The organism is Vibrio sp. Vb1729, assembly GCF_033338655.1.
GTDB classification, from domain to species: Bacteria; Pseudomonadota; Gammaproteobacteria; order Enterobacterales; family Vibrionaceae; genus Vibrio; species Vibrio alginolyticus.
In genome coordinates, this window is sequence record NZ_JAWOTB010000047.1 from 235956 (window position 1) to 252199 (window position 16244).

Consider the following 16244-nt stretch of genomic DNA (forward strand, 5'->3'; position numbering starts at 1 on the left):
ATAATTATGTTCACTTCTGCCCCATCGTCACTATGCGTCTTGCGCTTGTCCGCTATCGGAGACGTTTGCAATACTATCGCCACCATTCAAGCTATTCAGAAACACTGGCCTTCGACCCAGATTACTTGGATAACGGGTAAACTTGAAGCCCAGTTATTAGCCGCCATCGATGGTGTAGAAGTAATTGTTTTTGATAAAAAAGCGGGACTTGATGGCTACAAATCACTTTGGCGACAGCTGAAAGGCAGAGAGTTTGATGCGCTATTGCATATGCAGTACGCGATTCGAGCGAGTGTCGCAACGTTGGGCATTAAAGCAAAATACAAACTTGGTTTCTCTTCTGATAGAAGCCAGGACTTTCAAACACTATTTACCAATGTCAAAGTGCCTTCCCCGCAATCTCTGCATGTCGCAGATGGCTTAATGGCCTTTGCCCATCAAATTGGGGTACCAAAGGCAGAACTAGACTGGGTACTTTCTTATTCAGACCACGACCAAGCTTGGGCAGAGTCTCATATTTCTCGTAGTAAACCTAACCTGCTGATTGTGCCTGGTGCGAGCAAAGCTTATAAAAACTGGAACGCGGAAGGTTATGTGGATGTGATTCATCACGCCAGAACAAAAGGCTGGAACGTGATTCTGGCAGGTAGCCCTGCTCAGGTAGAATTGGATCTGGCAGAAGCCATTCAATCTCGCTTGGAAGAACCGTGTCTAAATTTAGTTGGACAAAGTTCAATTCTGCAAATGCTTGCGTTAATAGATAAGGTTGAAATGGTCATCGCCCCCGATACCGGACCAGCACACATGGCGAATGCCATGAAAACGCCAATCATCGGGCTCTATGCACACCATAATCCGCTGCGAGTGGGACCTTACCGTTATCTAAAATACGTTGTCTCAGTGTATGAAGAAACGATCTTTGCGGAAACAGGTAAAAACAGTCACGAGTTAAGCTGGCGAACTCGCGCTAAAGATGAAACGGCAATGAACCGCATTACCAGCACTCAAGTAATGAGCATGTTCGATCAAGTCTTAGAAGATTTGTATCCTCAATACCAGTAAACTTACTGTCTTGATTTGTTAAGAAGGAAATGACCTTGTCCAAACCAACCTTAGCCGTTGCCTTAATTGTAAAAAATGAAGAGAAGCACTTACAAGCTTGTCTAGACACTGTGATAGATTGGGTCGATGAGATTGTCATCCTAGATTCTGGCAGTACGGATAATACTGAATCCATCGCAAGGCAATACACAGATAAGTTTTACTCTAACTTAGACTGGCAGGGGTTCGGCAAACAGCGCCAACTTGCTCAAACTTATATCGAGTCCGATTTCGTTCTTTGGCTAGATGCTGATGAGCGCGTAACTGGCGAACTGCGTCAAGACATACTGAATGCTATCAGTCAGCACAAAGACAAAAACATCTACCAAGTTAATCGTCTAACCACTGCCTTTGCCAAAGAAATTCGTCACTCTGGCTGGTCTCCTGACTGGGTAGTCCGTTTGTATAAAACTTCACAAACTCAATACAACGATGCATTGGTGCACGAAAGCGTGGTCATTCCAAATGGATTTAACATCGTGTCATTGAACGGGCGTCTCAAGCATTTTACCTACGAAAGGCTAGGTGAATATACCCGCAAGACTCAGTTGTATATGCAGTCTTGGGCTGACCAGAGAGAAGGAAAAAAAACCGCCTCTCTACTTAGTGCATTTACGCACGGTTTTTTTCGATTCTTTAAAATGTATATCATCAAGCGTGGCTTCTTAGATGGACGACACGGATTTTTGCTAGCCGTGTTAAGCGCAAACACCACTTTTACCCGTTATGCCGATCTGTGGCTGCGTGACTACGTGAAAAAACACAATAAAGAGCAATAATATGAATATTTGCCATGTGAATTTGGCTTCTGGCTACCATGGAGGAGAAAACCAAACCCTTCAACTCATCCAGCAACAAGTCAAATTGGGTTATAACCTTACGGTAGTCGCTAACCCTAAAAGCCCTTTTGCCGATGCCATCCGTAAACTGAACGTTAAGCTAGTGCTGGCGACTCACTTTACCAAGGCACACTCTAAAGCTGTAACTCAAAATTGTTCAATCATTCATGTTCATGAAGGACGCGCAATTTATTGGGCTCTCATTCAGCACATGCTTTATGGTAAGCCTTATATCGTCACGCGCCGTATAGATAACCCTCTAAAGAAAAAGTGGCTGGCAAATTTAGCCTACACGAAAGCGAGTGCTGTAGTTGGCTTAAGCACAGCCATAGTTCAGAGAGTCAAAGACGCTTACCCAACGTCTACCACTTACAAAATACCAAGCTCCCCGGTGGTATACTCTGTAGATAAACAAGCAGTTAAAGCCCTAAGAGAGCGCTTTACGGGTAAGTTTTTGGTGATTCATGCCGCAAACATGCTCAAACATAAAGGCTTCAATGTCACTATCGAAGCGGCAAGGCTACTAAAAGACATTGCGCCCTCTGCTCACATCTGTTTATTGGGCGATGGTCCAGAGCGACAAACGCTTGAAGCACAAGCAGAAGGTCTGACTAACATTAGCTTTGAAGGTAAACAGAACAACATGGGTGATTGGTTTGCAGCGGCAGACTTACAAGTACACCCATCGTATACCGAAGGGCTTGGTTCTGTCATTTTGGAAGGTATGGGCTCTGGTTTACCTGTTATTGGTACCAACGCAGGAGGCATTCCTGACATCATCGACCACAACTCAAATGGATTACTGGTTGAGCCAGGTAATTCACAAGAACTGGCAGATGCAATAGTAAAGGTTTCCCAAGATGATGAATTGAAGCAACACTTCATCGCTCAGGGGCAAGAGAAATTGAAATTGTTTGATATCAACTACACTGCTAATCAATACGTAGACATTTACGAGACAGTTTTACGATGAAAAAAGTCATATACCCAGGTACTTTCGATCCAATCACAAATGGTCACCTTGATATCATCACTCGTGCTGCAGACATGTTTGATCAAATTGTTATTGGTGTCGCGGCAAGCCCTTCTAAAAATACGCTTTTTAGCCTAGAAGAACGCGTAAAACTGGTTGAAGAATCAACAGCACATTTAAGTAATGTATCGACAGCCGGTTTTAGTGGTCTACTTGTTGATTTTGCCAGAGAGCAAGAAGCAAACGTATTGGTACGCGGCCTGAGAACAACGGTAGACTTTGAATACGAGTTCGGCCTTACCAGCATGTATCGCAAACTGTTGCCAGGCATGGAAAGCGTGTTCCTTACTCCAGCCGACGAATACGCCTTCCTTTCTTCCACTATTGTTCGTGAAGTTGCCATTCATGGTGGAGATGTGAAGCAATTTGTACCTGAATGTGTTTATATCGCTATCAATACAAAGGTAGCACAATGAGTTTCAGGAAATTTAAGTATTACGCTTCAAATGGTCTGCAAGTCTTAGTACCTAACTCCATTAGAAGTAAATCAGCTCGTCGTCTTATCGATAAATACCCGATGGATTCCTATATCCAAGAGCGAGTAGACTACTACAACAAGGTTAACGAGTCATTTGAACTTCCTGAAAACGAGTCGACACGTGTTGGCGGCTACAAAAAGACAGGCGGTACAACATACTACTTCGACCTACACAAAGTAGTTAAGTCCTTCCCAGCTCAATACTTTTTCCAGTTTTTGAACGGTGATATTCGTTATGTACCAGAATACCCATCCTTTCTTAAAAGTCGACCGATTGGGGAAGACAATCAAAACTCCGTCTTACTAAAGTTAAATGAGATTCGTCACTTCCAGTTTGTTACTGATAAACTGTCATTTAGAAGCAAGAAAAACATGGCGGCTTGGCGTGGTGTTGGATACCAACCACACCGTAAAAAAGTGATTGAGCAGTTCTATAACCACCCTCAATGTAACATTGGTCAGACACAGCCAGTCAACGGCGATCCTTGGGAAAAAGGATTTATGTCGATTGAAGAACAGCTTAATTACAAGTTTTTGCTCGCCATCGAAGGCAATGATGTTGCGACTAACCTCAAGTGGGCGATGTCTTCAAACTCACTGGTAATAATGTCCAAGCCTAGGTATGAGACTTGGTTTATGGAAGGCCGCTTGCAAGCAGGTGTTCACTATGTAGAGGTGAAAGCCGATTACTCTGATTTGATAGAGAAAATGGAATACTACATCGCTCATCCTGAAGAGGCAGAAGCCATCATCCATAATGCGCACGAATGGGTAGAACAGTTTAAAAACCCTCAGCGAGAAAAATTAATCTCTCTATTAGTGGCAAAGAAGTACTTTGAAAAATCAGGGCAAATGTAATTTGCCCTAATCCATATTTCACTTCTGACACTCACCACAAAAGAAGGTATTACGCTGCCCTATTTTTAGCTCTTGAAGTCGTTCGCCGCATTCTGGGCATGGCTCTCCGGCTTTTCCGTAAACTAATAACTCTTGTGCAAAGTAACCCGGCTTTCCATCGGCTTGCGCAAAGTCTTTCAGCGTAGTCCCACCTTGCGTAATGGCAATCTCAAGTGTCATTTTGATATTTTCAACAAGTAACCCCCACTCTTGAGAAGTTAGCTTACCTGCAGGCCTTGAAGGGTGAATTCGAGATTTAAACAACGACTCATTCGCGTAGATATTTCCTACACCAACCACGACTTTGTTGTCCATGATGAACTGCTTGACGGCAACACGCTTATTTTTAGCTTTCTCTACTACATATTCCGCATTGAACTCTTCAGTTAAAGGCTCAGGCCCCATGTTTGCTAGTACAGCATGGGACTCACCAGGAGCACACCACAGCCATGCCCCAAAACGACGCGGATCGTTATAGCGCAGTATTTTTCCACTGCTTAGTTTGAGATCCACATGATCGTGCTTTGCTGGCGGAAAGTCGGCGTCTAGAACACGTAAAGACCCCGACATGCCCAAATGAACAATGGCTGTACCTGTGTTTGTCTCGATCAGTAAGTATTTCGCACGACGACTAATCGCACGGATCACCTGCCCTTCCAATTTTTTAAGCTCTGTAGGAATATCCCAGCGCAATTTAGGCGTTCGAAAAGTAAACGACTGGATCGTTTGTCCAACCATGTGGGGGCTAATCCCCATACGGCTGACTTCAACTTCTGGCAACTCAGGCATTAGATTCTCCAATTCACCGGCTAATAGTTCTCGCTGCTAGCATAATCGAAAAGAAAAACGATAAATAGGGAAGCTTATTAGGGGATAGGCGCAAAAAGGCTCTACTCTGGCATAAGGTAGTTTTCATCGACGGAGATAGCGACCCATTTGTCTTGCCAGGTTTTAAATAGCCAAAAATCAGGTAAACGAAAGAAAGTCACCCGCTGCGGCTCTTCGAGATCCTGATACCAAACTTCTACCGTTTCAGGTACCGCCAGGTTAGGTTTTAAATGATCGTACTGTTCTGAGGTAAGTTCGGTCCCTTCCAATGATTGCCAGCGTGATACAAGTTCACTGATCGGTGCATCAACTTTGATGTTGGATTGCCACCGTCCATCATGCAGCTCGAACTCCCAGCCACTATAGTACAAAGACTCCACCGTATAGTCGGAGCGAAGTACATTTGGGTAAGGGTCTGCTTGATCTGTTAATAGGTAAGTTTTGATCCACATTGGCGCATTTAAGATCACTATAAATGCAATAATGCCCAGAATAAGAATATTGTTCCATCGGCGGCGACGAGCCGGACTCACACGCATAACCATCTCTACTCTCTTATCGTTATGAGTAAATTACCAAAGAGTATTGAGCTTGACTAGAACAACGGTGTGCAAGTGTGTAGGGAGTGGTGACTAAGCGGCAGAGGCGATCAATCAAAAATTCGAGTATAGAGTCGGACCAGTAGAATAACTTCAGCAGTGCCTTATAACCCGATGACGTACTGAACCTTTTCTTCAGCACTTTTATTCACGTAATAAAAAACCCAACTCGAAAGTTGGGTTTTTCAATTCATCAAAGAGACTGAAACCAATTATTTGATTTTTGCTTCTTTGTACATAACGTGCTGGCGAACTACTGGATCAAACTTTTTGATCTCAAATTTGCCTGGCATGTTACGCTTGTTCTTATCAGTTGTGTAGAAGTGGCCTGTACCTGCAGAAGATACTAGACGGATTTTCTCACGAACGCCTTTCTTTGCCATTGCTTATTTCCTCTTAAACGTTTTCGCCACGTGCACGCATGTCTGCAAGAACAGTATCAATACCTTTCTTGTCGATGATGCGCATACCTTTAGCAGATAGACGTAGTTTAACAAAACGTTTTTCGCTCTCTACCCAGAAACGATGAGTTTGTAGGTTCGGCAGAAAACGACGCTTAGTAGCATTTCGTGCGTGTGAACGGTTGTTACCCGTTACTGGACGCTTACCAGTTACTTGGCATACTCGTGACATGAATGTCTTCTCCAAAATCGTTTCAGCTCGATATCAACCTTGGTGGCCGAACCTCTCTATCTCTCGAAAAGAAGTTAGAGGTTAAGAACCGCTATGGAAAATCCATACAAGGCTATCAAAGGTCGCGCATTATACTAACTTGATATGCATTGCTCAAGACCCGAACAGATCCTTTTTACAGGTTTTCGTGATCTTTTTTTTAGACAGCAGATTTTTTTAGCAGTCCAAGCTGAATTCAGTTAAAAATTTAGTGGCGTGGATGATAGCAGATTTTTAGCAACTAACAACCTAAAAAACGCACAGTTATATCCAGCCTCTTTCAGCAAAAGAGACACTTTCCCCATCTCCGATGACGAAATGGTCCAAAATACGAATATCCACCAATGCTAATGCGTCGGTGAGACGCCTTGTAATCCTTCTGTCAGCTTGGCTCGGCTCAGCGACGCCTGAAGGATGATTGTGCGCTAGAATCAAAGCCGCCGCGTTATGATGCAGAGCACGCTTGACGACTTCTCTCGGATAAACCGACGCGGCATCCAACGTTCCTTCAAATAAAATTTCATCTTTTATCACTCGGTGCTGGTTATCGAGAAAAAGAATATAAAAAGCCTCTCTTTGCCGATCCCTTAAAATAGAAGACAGATATAACTTAGTTTGGTCGGAGCTGGTTAAGGCGTCACCACGCTTTAGCGTTTCCGCTAAATAGCGCTGCGTCATTTCTAGTACCGCTTGCAATTGAACATACTTGGCTTGCCCCAATCCTTTGTGACGACAAAACTCTTCTTCTGATGCTGAAAATAGTTGTCTGAGCGAACCAAAGTCTTGAATAAGGAAGTCTGCGAGCTCAATCACGTTCATTCCGCGGGTGCCTGTGCGCAAGAAGATGGCCAGTAGCTCAGCATCGGTCAAAGCTTGCGGCCCTCGTTGCAGTAGTTTCTCTCTGGGCATGGACTCATTTGGCAAAGCTTTCAGTATCATCTGATGTCTCTTTATATGGAAAGTGTCCCTATTCCACAAAACAAAAAGCGAAAGTCGAGTATGACTTTCGCTTTCTTCGTACTATCAGTGTTTTCCATGCAACTTAACAGTTCATCAGAGTTTAAAGTTGCCAACCAAGCCGTGAATTTCTGTTCCAGACTGTGATAGCTGCGTGCTGGTTGACTCGGCATGCTGCAACGTCTCATTAATGTTGTTCACGATCTGTTGAATAGCCACTAAGTTTTGGTTGATGTCTTCTGCAACCGCGCTTTGTTCTTCTGCGGCAGACGCGGTTTGAATACCCATATCTCGAATTGTTCCGATAGAATGATGAACACCAGAAAGAGATTGCTGAATGAGCGCAGATTCTTCCGCCGTTTTGACACCTCGTTTTTGGCTCACCGACATCGTACTGACCGCTCTTGATACACCATTTTGTAGCTGCTTGAGCATGTCGCCAATTTCATGAGTACTATTTTGCGTACGACTGGCTAACGAGCGCACTTCATCCGCAACGACGGCAAACCCTCGACCTTGCTCACCGGCTCTAGCCGCTTCAATCGCCGCATTTAGGGCCAACAAATTCGTTTGCTCGGCTATCTCGCCAATCACATCCAGCACTTTGGTTATTTTTTCGGTCTGTAAACTCAACTCAGAAATTGCATCTGACGTGCTGTCTATCTCCGTCACGAGTTCGGTAATGCCTTCTATTGCTTGCTCGACCTCATGCTGAGCGGCGGTGACTTGACTGTTGGCATCGTCAATTGCCTGCGCGGTCGCATTAGTATTGCTGGCTACTTCTTTGGCAGTCATGCTCATTTGCGTCACTGCCGTCACGACTTTGTCCGTCTCTAAACAGTGATCCTGCATTTGACCGCTCGCTTGGCTGGTCTGAGTGTTCAGGCTTTGGGAAACGGTCTGTACTGTCGTCGCAGAGCGATGAATGTCCTGCATCAGTGGGTGCAGCTTATCCATAAACTCATTAAACGCGGCCGCCACTTCACCGACTTCATCCTGACTTTCGACTTTTAAACGAGCCGTTAAGTCACCGCCGCCTGCGGCAACATCTTTTAATGAAGCCGCGACATGTTGTAATGGCTGAATACCTTTAGACACCACGATACTTGTGAGAACACTGGTAATGATCAATCCAATAACAGAAATCAACACGGCAGATAATGTATGCTCTTTTAGCTCTTGAGTCTTTAACTCTCTGTGCATCGCAACTTGCTGGTCGATGTCATCAATATAAACGCCAGTACCTAAAACCCAGTCCCATTTCGATAGATATTCTGCATAGCCCAACTTAGGCGCTTGTGCGTCAATGGTCGGTTTGTGCCACGAGAAATAGAGGAACCCATCCCCTTTTTGAGAAGCATCAATCAAGCCCGCAATAACTGCGACCCCATTTTTATCTTTTAAGTCGTAAAGGTTTTTACCCTCTAATGCAGGTTTGATGGCGTGCAACGTATTCACACCTTGAGAGTCGTAGGCAAAAAAGTAGCCATCGCTTTCAAAGCGCATGGCTTTCAGAATTTCTTTTGCTGCATCTTTATTACTTCCATTTACATCCGCGTCGTATAACGGTTTTATCGCCGTCACGCCCATCATCATATAGGCTTGTAACTCTTTCTTTTTCGTTTCGATGAGCTCTTGCCTGTCTCTTGCCAGCTCTGCTTCCAAACTTTTACTGCTGTTGATGTAATACACCACTGAGATCAACGTGGTGATCAACAACAGCGGAATTAGGGTTATCAGCAGCAATTTGTTTCGACTTTTCAACACCATGGTTTCCACTACCTCTTTTTCTTTTCAGACTTGCAAACTCCGCGCAACTTGTCTGTGAGGTAGGCGAGAATTTTCCCTTCCTCGGTCAGATTAATACTCTGGAGTTTGATGTGAATTATCTTCTCGTTATATATGCTCGGGCGGTCAGACTTTGAATTGTGTTAAAATCCGGTCATCAAATTGGAGATCTCACATGCAAACACTAGCAGGAAAGAAAATTCTACTCGGCATCAGTGGCGGTATTGCCGCGTATAAATGTGCGGAGCTAACCCGTCGCCTCATAGAGAGAGGAGCGCAAGTTCAAGTTGTAATGACGAAAGCCGCAAAAGAGTTCATTACCCCTTTAACCATGCAAGCCGTTTCGGGCCGTCCTGTCTCGGACAGTTTACTAGACCCAGCAGCGGAAGCCTCTATGGGCCATATTGAATTGGCCAAATGGGCAGATTTAGTGCTATTAGCGCCCGCGACCGCGGACTTAATCGCGCGCATGTCCGCAGGCATGGGGAACGATTTACTTACTACGCTCGTGCTCGCGACGGATTCCCCTGTTGCTGTTTCTCCTGCGATGAATCAACAGATGTATCGCAATATCGCAACCCAAGAGAACATCGCTACGTTAGCGCGTCGTGGTATGCACATCTGGGGCCCTGCGGCAGGAGAGCAAGCCTGTGGTGATGTGGGACCAGGTCGAATGCTGGAACCAATGCAGCTAGTACATCTATGTGAACAGTTCTTTCAACCAAAATTGCTAGAAGGTAGGTCGATACTCATTACCGCCGGACCAACTCGCGAAGCGATTGATCCAGTGCGTTACATTACAAACCATAGCTCCGGGAAAATGGGCTATGCATTGGCGAGCGCCGCAGCGCAGATGGGAGCAAAAGTCACCCTCGTGAGCGGTCCTGTCAGTTTAAATACGCCCGTAGGTGTTGAGCGCATAAATGTTTCCAGTGCACAAGAGATGCACGAAGCCGTTATGACACATGCAAACCAGCATGATGCCTTTATTAGCTGCGCTGCCGTTGCCGACTACCGCCCACAAACGATCGCGTCTCAAAAGTTGAAAAAGACAGAAGACAACGACGAAATGGTCATTAATATGGTTAAAAATCCTGATATTGTTGCATCTGTGGCAGCAATGACGGAGAAGCGTCCGTTTACCGTCGGTTTTGCGGCTGAAACCAATGATGTAGAGACCTATGCTCGAGGCAAGTTAACGAAGAAAAACCTCGATATGATCTGTGCAAACGACGTTTCGGTTGCAGGGCAAGGATTTAACAGCAACGACAACGCAATTACCCTTTACTGGCCTGAAGGTGAACTTGCGCTCGCTTTAGAATCAAAAGAAGCATTGAGCTTTAAAATTCTCGAAAAAATGCATCAATTGATGTAACTAACGTTTGAAAACCCTGCCAATTTTTTACAAAAGCTGGCATAAATTTGGTAAAAAAATGACAACTAAGGGTGTTAAATCTCCCATTCCACCCTTAGTGATCTAGTTTGAGGCGAAATAGCGTCTTATAATCCCCTCCGCTCAACTTTGTATTTTGAAAGGAAGTAACTAATGGCCGGCAGTAAAAAATCCAACCGTCGTGAAGAGATCTTACAAGCATTGGCAGAAATGCTTGAATCAACAGATGGCGCTTCACGCATTACTACGGCAAAACTGGCCAAGCAAGTCGGCGTTTCAGAAGCCGCGCTGTATCGTCATTTCCCAAGTAAAGCGCGCATGTTCGAAGGGTTGATTGAGTTCATTGAAGAAGCCTTGATGACACGTATCAACCGTATTCTAGACGACGAAAAAGATACACTAGAGCGTATTCGTATGGTGATGCACCTTATTTTGGCGTTCTCTGAGCGTAACCCAGGTCTGACACGCATTTTGTCGGGTCATGCTCTAATGTTTGAAAATGAACGCCTACGTGAACGCATCAATCAACTCTTTGAGCGTATAGAAACACAATTGCGCCAAATCCTGCGTGAACGTAAGATTCGTGAAGGGAAGTCTTTCCCTGTCGAAGAGCGCATCCTAGCCGCGCAAATTCTGGGACAAGTTGAGGGGAGCCTAAACCGCTTTGTGCGTAGCGACTTTAAATACCAGCCGACTGCAAACTTTGACGAGTACTGGGCGCTTTTGAGTGCACAAATAAAGTAAAAGACTATGAGTAAAGACAAATACACGCAGCCCGAGTTTTCTCTTTCACTTCTTCACCCTCGTAACTGGGGCGTATGGCTTGGTTTTGGTCTGTTGGCCATCCTCGTCAATATTCTTCCTTATCGGCTGCTGCTTTCATTAGGTCGTTCACTCGGTAAACTTGGCATGCGCTACGGTAAAAAGCGTGTCCACGTTGCTCAGCGTAACTTAGAATTGGCCTTTCCAGACAAAACAACTGAAGAGATTCAATATATTGTTGAAGAGAACTTCAAAAATACCGGTATGGCACTGATAGAAACCGGAATCACTTGGTTCTGGCCGACTTGGCGCTTTAAAAACCTGATCGTCGAGAAAGATCTCGGCGCACTGCGTGAAAAAGCCAAAGAAGGTAAAGGCGTCCTACTTTGTTGTGTCCATGCTCTTAATCTAGAGATCACTGCGCGTGCTTTCGCCGTGTTAGGCGTGGCCGGGTACGGCGCGTTTCGTCCGCATAATAATCCTGCTTATAACTTTATCCAGTATTGGGGACGGACACATAACGGCAATAAACTGATTGATCGTAAAGATGTAAAAAAGATGATTCGTGTTTTACGCAGCGGTGAGCGTCTGTTCTATTTACCGGATCACGATTACGGTCGCAAAAAATCAGTATTTGTGCCCTTCTTTGCCGTAGACGATGCGTGTACGACAACAGGCACGAGCATTCTGGCGTATACCTCAAAATGTGCGATCATCCCAGGCTCAGGGTTTCGCAATGACGAAGGAAAATACGACATCATCGCCGATAAGTGCATTGAAGCCGATTATCCACAAAAAGACGAAGTCGCCGCTGCCGCTTATATGAACAAGTATGTGGAAGAAGTCATTCTACGCGCTCCAGAGCAATGGATGTGGCTCCATAAACGCTATAAAACCATGCAAGATGAGCATGTCGAGAAAGGCATTCGCTATAAGTAAGTGGTCACGGCGATAAATCCAAAAACAAAAAAGGGCAGATGAATATCCATCTGCCCTTTTTACTTTTTCAGAAAAAGTAACCAATTAAATGCCGTATTCTGCGCGGTATGCTTTGACTGCTTCTAGATGCTCTTTGTCTGTGCCTTTCTCTTCAAGGAAAGTCACAAGGTCAGTCAGGCTAACGATTGAGATGATTGCACAACCAAAGTCACGCTCCACTTCTTGGATCGCAGACAACTCACCTTTGCCTTTTTCTTGGCGGTCAATCGCAACCAACACACCAGCAAGGTCTGCGCCATTTGCTTGAATGATTTCCATCGATTCACGAATCGCAGTACCTGCTGTGATTACGTCATCTACTAGCATGATACGGCCTTTAAGCGCAGAGCCTACAAGGTTACCGCCTTCGCCGTGATCTTTCGCTTCTTTACGGTTGAAGCAGTAAGGCGTGTCGACGTCATGATGATCCGCCAGCGCGACTGCTGTTGTCGTCGCGATTGGGATACCTTTGTACGCCGGGCCAAACAGCACATCAAACTCAATGCCTGAATCAGCGAGCGCGGCTGCGTAAAAACGACCAAGACGCGCTAGGTCACGACCAGTATTGAAAAGACCAGCGTTAAAGAAGTACGGGCTTTTACGGCCAGATTTCAAAGTAAACTCACCAAACTTAAGAACTTCTTTCTCAAGTGCAAACTCAATAAATTCACGCTGGTATGCTTTCATTATTTTCTCTCTATGTCCTTGGTTTCTTGTGTCTCTTCTCGACAATCATTCATTTCTCTATTGTCGAGATAAAAAAATAGCCCCCATAATGGGAGCTATCTAAATCAATTGGCTAACGCCGCCTTCTGCGCTGCGACAATTTCCGTAATGCCGACTTTCGCCGACTCGAGCAATGCCATCAGCTGTTCGTGACTGAACGGTTCACCTTCTGCGGTGCCCTGAATTTCAATCATCTTGCCTTCTTCGGTCATTACGACGTTCATGTCTGTGTCTGCCGCTGAATCTTCAACGTATTCAAGATCACACAATACTTCATCGCCTAGCAAGCCGACAGAAACTGCCGCTACGTGGCCTTTCATTGGATTCGCTTTTAGCTTGCCGCTATCTACTAGGTGTTGGAATGCATCGGCCATTGCAACACTTGCGCCGCTGATGGATGCAGTACGCGTACCACCGTCAGCTTGGATAACGTCACAGTCAACGGTGATCATGAACTCACCCATGGCTTTTAGATCGACAACTGCACGTAGGCTTCGCGCGATAAGACGCTGAATTTCCATCGTACGGCCGCCTTGCTTTCCACTTGCCGCTTCACGACGAGTACGAGAATGTGTCGCTCGAGGTAGCATGCCGTATTCAGCTGTAACCCAGCCTTTACCTTGACCTTTTAGCCAACGTGGCACAGATTCTTCGACGGTCGCATTACACAACACTTTGGTGTTACCGAACTCAACTAACACTGACCCTTCAGCGTAAGCTGTGTAGTTACGAGTAATTTTGATAGGGCGAACTTGATCCGCCTTGCGATCGTTTGGACGCATGGGCATCTACCTTAAATATGAGGAGAAGACGATTTGGTTGGGCGAAGATTATAACGGAATCGATTCCGGATTCATAGGTTACGCATCTGGCACAACATAAACAATCCATACATGCCGCGCACCTATCGACGCAGCGTGATACACTCTTGAAGTAATTTTCAAAAAATGAAGACAGGAAAATTCGATGATTTACAGTATGACAGCGTATGCACGCAAAGAAGTAAAAGGCGATTGGGGTTCTGCGGTATGGGAAATCCGCAGCGTGAACCAGCGTTATTTAGAAACATACTTCCGCATGCCAGAACAATTTCGCGGATTAGAGCCCGTTTTACGTGAGCGCTTTCGTAAGCGCTTAGCGCGAGGCAAAGTAGAATGTAATCTGCGTTTTGAAGCAAACCCTGCCGCAAAAGGTGAGCTTAGCATCAATGAAGCGCTTGCTAGCCAGGTAATTAAAGCCGCTGAACAAGTCATGCACATGACTGGTGAACTGAGCCGAATCAATCCATTTCAAGTCATGCAATGGCCGGGGGTAATGGAAACGCCAGAGCAAGACATGGATGCGGTAAATAAAGTGCTACTAGAAGCGTTTGATGGCGCAATGGATGAATTTATTGAAGCGCGCGCTCGTGAAGGCGAGAACATGAAGGCGCTGATTGAGCAACGCCTAGAAGCGATCACATCAGAAGTTGTGAAAGTGCGCGCACGCATGCCAGAAATACTAGAGTGGCAACGTGAGCGTCTGTTCTCTAAATTTGAAGATGCGAAAGTAGAACTAGACCCATCTCGCGTTGAGCAAGAGCTTATCCTTCTGGCACAGAAATCAGACGTAGCAGAAGAGCTAGACCGTCTTGATTCTCACGTAAAAGAAACCACGAACATTCTGAAAAAAGGTGGCGCAGTGGGTCGTCGTCTAGATTTCATGATGCAAGAGTTCAACCGTGAATCGAACACGCTAGCGTCGAAATCCATCAGCACCGACATCACCGCATCGGGCGTTGAACTGAAAGTTCTAATTGAACAGATGCGTGAGCAGATCCAAAACATTGAATAATTTCCACACGCTTCCGTATTGTTATTTAAAGCAATAAGTATCAAAAACTTAACTATAATAAGATTCCATACAGGCCCATAGAGAACCACCTTTAACCACCACCAAATGGTGGTTAAAGTGGTGGGTAAAGTAAGGTTCTGCCGATTTAATGGGTGTGGAGTTAGGTTAGGATGTCTCAGTTAACAGTTAAGAAAGTGGAAGCATTAATTAAAACTAGTGGGATAAAACAAAGCGCTATGGTGATGGTAGTGGTTTGTATTTGGTTGTTCCCCATTCTGGCTATCCTAGCTGGATGCTACGTTTCACATCTAACAAAAAGCGCCGCGAAATGACACTCGGCAAAGTCAGTGACATATCTTTGCGTGACGCCCGACTCCTAGCTGCCGAAAAAATGAAACAAGTCCGTGAAGGGTTTTATCCGCTCATACAACGCAAGCGCGCAGAGCAAGAAAAAATAAAAACCGTTAACGACTTATTTTCAGACTGGTACCCATCCCAAGAAAAACGTTTAAAGCACCCTAACATTCCGAAACGTGTCTTCTTAAAAGATATTGCCCCTCATATCGGCGATATCCCTCTCGAGCAAGTCAACGCTCGTGATATTCGTACCACTATTAATGCCATCACTGCTGCTGGAAAACCCGCAATTGCGAATGACGCCCTTAACTATTGTAAACAACTGTTCAACCATGGAATGAAGCTCGACGTCATGCAAGGTAACCCTGCTTCTGCATTTACGGTTCGGGATGCTGGCGGTGTGGAAAAGAGCAGAGATAGAGCCTTAACTACCGAAGAACTCAAGCAGTTTTTTAATACCGCTAAACAAAACCCGATGAGCTTTACCCGTGACAACTATTTAGCATGCGCCTTACTAGTGTGCTTAGGTGTGCGTAAATCCGAGCTGTGCGAAGCCAGATGGGAAGAGTTTGATTTAGAAAAAGCAGTGTGGGAACTCCCAAAAGAACGCAGCAAAACCAATGTCGCTCTTACTATCCCTTTAGCGACAACAGTATTAGAGTGGCTTGAAGAACTGAAAGTGAGAAGCTTAGGCTCTGAGTATGTATTCCCTAGTCGCCGATCCAGTAAAAATCCACATATGGGGCCAGATACGCTTAATCGTGCGATTACCAAACTATTCGGGCATGAACCAGGTAAAAAGAAACAGCCGCCGAATCTTATGGGGGATATGCCGCACTTTATTGGCACAACAAGGCCCCCCCGGCCATGTGGCCGAAAGGTGCTTGAATCACAAGTTAAAAGGTGTTGAAGGGATTTATGACCGACATGATTATTTCGAAGAGCGGAGAGAGGCGTTAAATATGCTAGCCCTGCACATTTCTGAATTTGCAGATCTTTAAAC

Annotated in this window: 17 protein-coding genes and 1 pseudogene; 10 read left to right on the forward strand and 8 right to left on the reverse strand. The window is 45.2% G+C overall.

Annotated elements, in window-relative coordinates:
* Window positions 1-6 precede the first annotated feature (6 nt).
* Genes R7E29_RS19235 through R7E29_RS19255 form a run of 5 tightly spaced genes read left to right on the forward strand, consistent with a single transcriptional unit; the run spans window position 7 to window position 4309 of the window.
* On the forward strand, window positions 7-1062 hold the full coding sequence (locus R7E29_RS19235; protein WP_213972964.1) for a glycosyltransferase family 9 protein: 1056 nt from the start codon (window positions 7-9) through the stop codon (window positions 1060-1062).
* 35 nt (window positions 1063-1097) lie between these two features.
* Window positions 1098-1880 (forward strand): glycosyltransferase family 2 protein, encoded by a 783-nt coding sequence (locus R7E29_RS19240; protein ID WP_318082905.1) that lies wholly within the window; start codon window positions 1098-1100, stop codon window positions 1878-1880.
* A 1-nt stretch (window position 1881) separates the two neighbouring features.
* Entirely contained in the window at window positions 1882-2913 is a 1032-nt protein-coding gene (locus R7E29_RS19245; protein WP_205391083.1) for a glycosyltransferase family 4 protein, read from the forward strand.
* Complete coding sequence (gene coaD, locus R7E29_RS19250) at window positions 2910-3389, forward strand: pantetheine-phosphate adenylyltransferase (RefSeq protein ID WP_074191918.1); 480 nt, start codon at window positions 2910-2912, stop codon at window positions 3387-3389. The genes R7E29_RS19245 and coaD overlap by 4 nt, the downstream gene beginning before the upstream one ends.
* Window positions 3386-4309, forward strand: a complete 924-nt coding sequence (locus R7E29_RS19255) for a glycosyl transferase family 90 (protein WP_140367261.1) — start codon at window positions 3386-3388, stop codon at window positions 4307-4309. Before coaD ends, R7E29_RS19255 begins: the two co-directional genes overlap by 4 nt.
* A gap of 18 nt (window positions 4310-4327) precedes the next feature.
* On the opposite strand, the gene mutM is transcribed toward R7E29_RS19255, so the two are convergent.
* The 6 genes from mutM to R7E29_RS19285 form a co-directional block, all read right to left on the reverse strand.
* The gene (gene mutM / locus R7E29_RS19260; protein WP_213913748.1) at window positions 4328-5137 is read right to left on the reverse strand and encodes a bifunctional DNA-formamidopyrimidine glycosylase/DNA-(apurinic or apyrimidinic site) lyase; all 810 of its coding nucleotides are present in this window, start codon (window positions 5135-5137) and stop codon (window positions 4328-4330) included.
* A 101-nt stretch (window positions 5138-5238) separates the two neighbouring features.
* On the reverse strand, window positions 5239-5715 hold the full coding sequence (locus R7E29_RS19265; protein WP_025998646.1) for a hypothetical protein: 477 nt from the start codon (window positions 5713-5715) through the stop codon (window positions 5239-5241).
* A 272-nt stretch (window positions 5716-5987) separates the two neighbouring features.
* The gene (gene rpmG / locus R7E29_RS19270; protein WP_004410866.1) at window positions 5988-6158 is read right to left on the reverse strand and encodes a 50S ribosomal protein L33; all 171 of its coding nucleotides are present in this window, start codon (window positions 6156-6158) and stop codon (window positions 5988-5990) included.
* A 13-nt stretch (window positions 6159-6171) separates the two neighbouring features.
* Entirely contained in the window at window positions 6172-6408 is a 237-nt protein-coding gene (gene rpmB / locus R7E29_RS19275; protein ID WP_005384783.1) for a 50S ribosomal protein L28, read from the reverse strand.
* A 303-nt stretch (window positions 6409-6711) separates the two neighbouring features.
* Window positions 6712-7386 carry a RadC family protein gene (gene radC, locus R7E29_RS19280; protein WP_169644320.1) on the reverse strand — a complete coding sequence of 225 codons (675 nt, stop codon included), beginning with the start codon at window positions 7384-7386 and terminating at the stop codon, window positions 6712-6714.
* 114 nt (window positions 7387-7500) lie between these two features.
* Window positions 7501-9174, reverse strand: coding sequence for a methyl-accepting chemotaxis protein (locus tag R7E29_RS19285; RefSeq protein WP_318082912.1), 1674 nt, complete (start codon window positions 9172-9174; stop codon window positions 7501-7503).
* Between the two features lie 193 nt (window positions 9175-9367).
* Between R7E29_RS19285 and coaBC the strand changes: the two genes are divergently transcribed.
* The 3 genes from coaBC (at window position 9368) to R7E29_RS19300 (ending at window position 12286) form a co-directional block, all read left to right on the forward strand.
* Window positions 9368-10567: a bifunctional phosphopantothenoylcysteine decarboxylase/phosphopantothenate--cysteine ligase CoaBC gene (coaBC, locus tag R7E29_RS19290; protein WP_005384780.1), complete on the forward strand. Its 1200-nt coding sequence runs from the start codon at window positions 9368-9370 to the stop codon at window positions 10565-10567.
* A gap of 171 nt (window positions 10568-10738) precedes the next feature.
* Window positions 10739-11329 (forward strand): nucleoid occlusion factor SlmA, encoded by a 591-nt coding sequence (gene slmA / locus R7E29_RS19295; protein ID WP_005379386.1) that lies wholly within the window; start codon window positions 10739-10741, stop codon window positions 11327-11329.
* Between the two features lie 6 nt (window positions 11330-11335).
* Window positions 11336-12286 (forward strand): Kdo(2)-lipid IV(A) acyltransferase, encoded by a 951-nt coding sequence (locus R7E29_RS19300; protein ID WP_169644323.1) that lies wholly within the window; start codon window positions 11336-11338, stop codon window positions 12284-12286.
* An 84-nt stretch (window positions 12287-12370) separates the two neighbouring features.
* On the opposite strand, the gene pyrE is transcribed toward R7E29_RS19300, so the two are convergent.
* Both pyrE and rph read right to left on the reverse strand, forming a co-directional pair.
* On the reverse strand, window positions 12371-13012 hold the full coding sequence (gene pyrE / locus R7E29_RS19305) for an orotate phosphoribosyltransferase (protein ID WP_033905947.1): 642 nt from the start codon (window positions 13010-13012) through the stop codon (window positions 12371-12373).
* A gap of 104 nt (window positions 13013-13116) precedes the next feature.
* Entirely contained in the window at window positions 13117-13833 is a 717-nt protein-coding gene (rph, locus tag R7E29_RS19310) for a ribonuclease PH (protein WP_031780917.1), read from the reverse strand.
* A 184-nt stretch (window positions 13834-14017) separates the two neighbouring features.
* On the opposite strand from rph, the gene R7E29_RS19315 reads away from it, so the two are divergent.
* The gene (locus tag R7E29_RS19315; RefSeq protein WP_005384776.1) at window positions 14018-14884 is read left to right on the forward strand and encodes a YicC/YloC family endoribonuclease; all 867 of its coding nucleotides are present in this window, start codon (window positions 14018-14020) and stop codon (window positions 14882-14884) included.
* A 170-nt stretch (window positions 14885-15054) separates the two neighbouring features.
* Window positions 15055-16242 (forward strand): annotated as a pseudogene (locus tag R7E29_RS19320) (tyrosine-type recombinase/integrase).
* Window positions 16243-16244: the final 2 nt, after the last annotated feature.

Excerpts from the sequence above, each read along its gene's own strand:
- R7E29_RS19235 (WP_213972964.1), top strand. The coding sequence starts at position 7 with ATGTTCACTTCTGCCCCATCGTCACTATGCGTCTTGCGCTTGTCCGCT.
- R7E29_RS19245 (WP_205391083.1), top strand. The coding sequence starts at position 1,882 with ATGAATATTTGCCATGTGAATTTGGCTTCTGGCTACCATGGAGGAGAA.
- coaD (WP_074191918.1), top strand. The coding sequence starts at position 2,910 with ATGAAAAAAGTCATATACCCAGGTACTTTCGATCCAATCACAAATGGT.
- R7E29_RS19255 (WP_140367261.1), top strand. The coding sequence starts at position 3,386 with ATGAGTTTCAGGAAATTTAAGTATTACGCTTCAAATGGTCTGCAAGTC.
- mutM (WP_213913748.1), bottom strand. The coding sequence starts at position 5,137 with ATGCCTGAGTTGCCAGAAGTTGAAGTCAGCCGTATGGGGATTAGCCCC.
- R7E29_RS19265 (WP_025998646.1), bottom strand. The coding sequence starts at position 5,715 with ATGCGTGTGAGTCCGGCTCGTCGCCGCCGATGGAACAATATTCTTATT.
- rpmG (WP_004410866.1), bottom strand. The coding sequence starts at position 6,158 with ATGGCAAAGAAAGGCGTTCGTGAGAAAATCCGTCTAGTATCTTCTGCA.
- rpmB (WP_005384783.1), bottom strand. The coding sequence starts at position 6,408 with ATGTCACGAGTATGCCAAGTAACTGGTAAGCGTCCAGTAACGGGTAAC.
- radC (WP_169644320.1), bottom strand. The coding sequence starts at position 7,386 with ATGATACTGAAAGCTTTGCCAAATGAGTCCATGCCCAGAGAGAAACTA.
- R7E29_RS19285 (WP_318082912.1), bottom strand. The coding sequence starts at position 9,174 with ATGGTGTTGAAAAGTCGAAACAAATTGCTGCTGATAACCCTAATTCCG.
- coaBC (WP_005384780.1), top strand. The coding sequence starts at position 9,368 with ATGCAAACACTAGCAGGAAAGAAAATTCTACTCGGCATCAGTGGCGGT.
- slmA (WP_005379386.1), top strand. The coding sequence starts at position 10,739 with ATGGCCGGCAGTAAAAAATCCAACCGTCGTGAAGAGATCTTACAAGCA.
- R7E29_RS19300 (WP_169644323.1), top strand. The coding sequence starts at position 11,336 with ATGAGTAAAGACAAATACACGCAGCCCGAGTTTTCTCTTTCACTTCTT.
- pyrE (WP_033905947.1), bottom strand. The coding sequence starts at position 13,012 with ATGAAAGCATACCAGCGTGAATTTATTGAGTTTGCACTTGAGAAAGAA.
- rph (WP_031780917.1), bottom strand. The coding sequence starts at position 13,833 with ATGCGTCCAAACGATCGCAAGGCGGATCAAGTTCGCCCTATCAAAATT.
- R7E29_RS19315 (WP_005384776.1), top strand. The coding sequence starts at position 14,018 with ATGATTTACAGTATGACAGCGTATGCACGCAAAGAAGTAAAAGGCGAT.